Origin of the sequence: Nitrosomonas sp. Nm33, assembly GCF_900107265.1 — a bacterium.
Classification (GTDB): domain Bacteria; phylum Pseudomonadota; class Gammaproteobacteria; order Burkholderiales; family Nitrosomonadaceae; genus Nitrosomonas.
The window spans coordinates 1-3,915 of the sequence record NZ_FNPJ01000126.1; the positions used below are offsets into that span (position 1 = coordinate 1).

General features: G+C 42.2%; 6 protein-coding genes. 3 read left to right on the forward strand and 3 right to left on the reverse strand.

What is annotated here, in order from left to right; translation table 11 throughout:
* Positions 1-270 precede the first annotated feature (270 nt).
* Complete coding sequence (bfr, locus tag BLV54_RS14670) at positions 271-738, reverse strand: bacterioferritin (protein WP_090572339.1); 468 nt, start codon at positions 736-738, stop codon at positions 271-273.
* A gap of 459 nt (positions 739-1,197) precedes the next feature.
* On the opposite strand from bfr, the gene BLV54_RS14675 reads away from it, so the two are divergent.
* The 3 genes from BLV54_RS14675 to BLV54_RS14680 all read left to right on the forward strand — a co-directional run bounded on the left by BLV54_RS14675 (position 1,198) and on the right by BLV54_RS14680 (position 2,298).
* Positions 1,198-1,464, forward strand: coding sequence for a hypothetical protein (locus BLV54_RS14675; RefSeq protein WP_090572340.1), 267 nt, complete (start codon positions 1,198-1,200; stop codon positions 1,462-1,464).
* A gap of 8 nt (positions 1,465-1,472) precedes the next feature.
* A complete protein-coding gene (locus BLV54_RS15840) occupies positions 1,473-1,703 on the forward strand; it encodes a hypothetical protein (protein ID WP_176969799.1) in 231 nt (76 codons plus the stop codon).
* Positions 1,704-1,836: 133 nt separating this feature from the next.
* Positions 1,837-2,298 (forward strand): LrgB family protein, encoded by a 462-nt coding sequence (locus BLV54_RS14680; RefSeq protein WP_256329551.1) that lies wholly within the window; start codon positions 1,837-1,839, stop codon positions 2,296-2,298.
* Between the two features lie 60 nt (positions 2,299-2,358).
* On the opposite strand, the gene BLV54_RS14685 is transcribed toward BLV54_RS14680, so the two are convergent.
* Together BLV54_RS14685 and BLV54_RS14690 are read right to left on the reverse strand one after the other, a co-directional pair.
* Positions 2,359-2,943: a hypothetical protein gene (locus BLV54_RS14685; protein ID WP_143032547.1), complete on the reverse strand. Its 585-nt coding sequence runs from the start codon at positions 2,941-2,943 to the stop codon at positions 2,359-2,361.
* A gap of 113 nt (positions 2,944-3,056) precedes the next feature.
* The gene (locus BLV54_RS14690; protein ID WP_176969800.1) at positions 3,057-3,758 is read right to left on the reverse strand and encodes a hypothetical protein; all 702 of its coding nucleotides are present in this window, start codon (positions 3,756-3,758) and stop codon (positions 3,057-3,059) included.
* Positions 3,759-3,915: the final 157 nt, after the last annotated feature.

Genomic DNA, 3,915 nt, shown 5'->3' on the forward strand with positions numbered 1-3,915 from the left:
TATATCGTGTTCGGGGTAATTGTTCCATCTATATCCTCCATTCCATGTCTATATTTTATGAAACTTTGGACTCCATAAAACTCAGCATACCTCAGGGATATAGTTTTTACTCACTGTCCCGGCCAAAAGCCCTGTAGTGCCATAAGAGCAACCCAAAAAATGATATCGTATTGATTGACAAGATGAAGCTGTCCGTCAGATCGAAAAGGCTGAATCAGCGTGCCAGTTCGTTGCCAGTTGTCTCACAGGTTTTGGATTGCTGATCAGTTGTCACATCTGTGTCTGCAGGTAGTTCTGTAATCCAATCTTCTTAATGAGGCCTAACTGTTTTTCCAGCCAATGCGCGTGGTCTTCCTCTGTATCAGCCAGCATGGCTTCAAGGATTTCTCGTGTTTGGTAATCCTGCTCTTGTTCACAAACGGCAATGGCGTTACGTAGTGCAACAATCACGGAACGTTCCAATTCCAGGTCGTTTTCCAACATTTCCGGTACGTCTTTACCGATTTTAAGTGGACTGCGGTTACCCACTGCTGGCACACCTTCCAGAAATAGAATTCGCCTGATCAGACTGTCTGCGTGCTGTTTTTCATCATCCATTTCATGGTCAATGCGCTCATAAAGCTTGTGAAAACCCCAATCTTCATACATACGTGAATGCGTGAAGTACTGATCCATTGAAGTCAATTCCCCAGCAAGGAGTTTGTTCAGGATGTCAATGATTTTTGCGTTACCTTTCATAAGATATTCTCCTTACATTATATTTTGGACTGCAGATAGTTCTGGATACCCACTTTTTCAGCCAGCACCAACGCCTTGTTCAGAAAATTTACTGTTTGATTGTCGCCTTTCAACTTGATATCTCATTTGGTTAATATTGCACACTACTATAAGCACAGCGTCATGTTTAATTCAGGTTTCACGCATTATAAAGCTCATAGAGTGCAAATACAATATTAAGGTATTGATTAATAAATAAAAATCATTCTTAACATTGTTTTTACTTGGGTCTGTGACGTGGTCAAATCATAAGCGTCCAGCGCGACCACATTTTTCTGTTTTAGGGGCTGTCGGCTAATAGCCAAAACAGCGATTGAGGTATGCTGAAATTCATGGAATCCAAAGTTTCATAAAATATAGACATGAGATGAAGGACAAGAATGGAACAATTAGCGCGAACACGATATAGCCAGGAATTTCGTGGGCAATCGGTCAGGTTTTTTTAAAGAGAGTGAGTTAACTCTGGTTGAAGCAGCGAAACGATTATCTTTACCCAAAGGGGCGTTAAAGAACTGGGTTTATGCTGACAGACCAAGTAAACTTACTAAAGTAGGTAAACACCAGAAGAAGCCGCTGAGTGATCTTAAATTAGAGCTATCCAGGGTCAAGCGTGAGTTGGCAGAAGTCATGATGGAGCGGGATTTCATAAAAAAGTGTGCGGCCTATTTCGTGAAGGAGTCGCAGTGAAATACGGTATGATTGACACTCTGCGACAACTATACCCTATTGCACTTATGTGCCGTGTACTTGATGTTTCAGAGAGTGGTTTTCATGCCTGGAATACTCGTTCGCCTTGTAAGCATGAATGGGAAAATACACGGTCGGAAACAGAAATACTGGCTGCACACCAACGCACCCGAGAGACCTACAGTGCGAAACGCTTAGCTCTGGGTTTACGTTGTAGCAAAAACGCAAATTTAAGGTAACAACCGATTCTAAACATCATTTACAGTTCGCACCCCTAATATTCTGAAAAGAGGGTTTTCTGTTAGCGCACCTTACAAAGCATGGGTCAGCGATATCACCTATATTCCTACGAACGAAGACTGGCTCTATCTGGTGAATATGCCTTATCAACGCTATTTTGAAGGCGCGCAGTTTGTGCATTTCTTGCTGGGCACAACAACCGTTGCACTGGCTGTACCCATCCACCGGGGCTTAGCTATTTTGGAAACGCGCTTGATTCCTTTAACCATCGCCTTGCTATGTGGCGGAGCCGTTGCTATTGCCAGTGCGGTGGGGATCGCAACTTACCTGAGTGCTGATGCAGCGATCATCGACACTTTTTATCCCAAGTCAGTGACTGCACCCATTGCGATGGGGGTTGCCGAGCGGATAAGTGTTTCCCCCACATTGACCGCTGTGTTTGCCATCGTAACAGGCATCCTGGGAGCGATACTGGGAAGCTCGATCTTGAATCTGCTCGGCATGAAAGCCTGGTGGCAGAGGGGCTTTGCGATGGGTATGCACGGGATTTTAGGGGCAATCTTGATACCGATAGTGGTTGCTTATATTCGTTAATCTTAAAACGATGAAAACAATGAGTGACACTTTTGATTTGTTAATATTAGCAGAAGGTTTCTATATGGACAGTGTTGTGTACAGTGCCCATGCAGTTAAGATTGCAGGTTTATAAACTGAAAGCCAAAATCTCCAATGAAGTATGCGCTGAATGCCACAATAGACAGCCGAACAGTGTGTTCTCCAGTCAGGCTCAAAGGTGATTATCTTATATTGACTATCACCAGGTTTCCTAAAAGATCCCAAATTTTGGGTGGTTCTTAGTAGAGAACCTTGTATGCTATCCATTATCCTTCCAAGAGTTGGTTCGTCCTTATCTTTATCCAACCAACCCTTATATTCTTTATGGAGCCAATCTTTGACATTCTTATTCGCTTTGTAACCATTTGAGAATTCATTGCAGAGTTTTGCAGCATGGTGTCGTAGAAGTAAAACAACGAGTATAGCTAACGCCGAAATTGACACGATTTTGAAGAAAAAATTGCTTGCTCCAATTTTAGTTAAAATCCCAAATACATTAAGAGAGAACGTTTCTTCCACCAGAAAAAGATGATCGTTGTTAAAGAGGAGAATAGCGATAGCTGTAAAGTATAAGAATAATTCCCTCCAATATTTTTCTAGGAACTTAACCATATCCTTCTTCATATCACTTATTATCGAGCAGGATTAATAGTTTGGGATAAAAATAACATACAAAGTGCGTTATATAGAAAGTTGTAGATAATTTATTGAGTCGCTTATAGTATGCAATTGTATGGTCAGGTTGTATTGGGAAATGCTTTATCAGATGATAGACCGCTTTGATGCCTATTTCTGGCACTCTCGCAAAACGAGGGGTAGCGTTCTTTCCCCATTGTAGCCACAATTTCAAAAGACAAGGAAGTTATAGCGTCAATCCAGGAAAATATCGACGCTAGATCTCCTGTATTAGTGGACATTGCAGCATTGTTCCCATTTTTGATGCTTTCAAGAGATAAGCCCGTTCCAGAAAACGATGTTGCATTTAAGCCGGGTAGTTCAAAGAAAAGAGCGCCTGTTTTTCGTTGTTGATCAGGTTTTAAATAGGTGGCCTTGCCCGTAATGATCATCCCATTTGCATTGAATTCAGCAGGGAAGTCGACCATAGATCGGAGGACTATCGGCACGGTGTCATCCAGATCATAAATTAACAGCGCAGGTTGATCAGCGTTGCAAAATACTGTTCCGGCAAAGTATCGCTCTCTCTTTGTGAATTTGAATACTGCAACCGCTAATCCATGCATATCTTCCACAACGAACGAAGTTAGGCCGGATGGATCGAAAATCACTCTCATCTTCTTTGCTTCAGTCATAGAGACGGGATAAATATTATCCCTAAAATCTGCCAATGATGCAGCCTTGAGGAGCGATTGGTCGACATCCATCTTTTGGAGGTAGTCTGAAAGGATACTGCTTACGATCTGAGCTTCATCGCCACTCAAAACTTGATTGTGCGTTCCAAAACGGTGAACCCCATAAAGATCTTCTTCCGAGAAGTATCTACTATAGCTGATCCCATATAAAATGATTTAAAGTGCATAAGCGGTAAAGAGCTGCTCGATGGAGCATCCTTCCTTTTTTCTGATTGTTTTGGCCTGG

Excerpts from the sequence above, each read along its gene's own strand:
- bfr (WP_090572339.1), bottom strand. The coding sequence starts at position 738 with ATGAAAGGTAACGCAAAAATCATTGACATCCTGAACAAACTCCTTGCT.
- BLV54_RS15840 (WP_176969799.1), top strand. The coding sequence starts at position 1,473 with ATGATTGACACTCTGCGACAACTATACCCTATTGCACTTATGTGCCGT.
- BLV54_RS14685 (WP_143032547.1), bottom strand. The coding sequence starts at position 2,943 with ATGAAGAAGGATATGGTTAAGTTCCTAGAAAAATATTGGAGGGAATTA.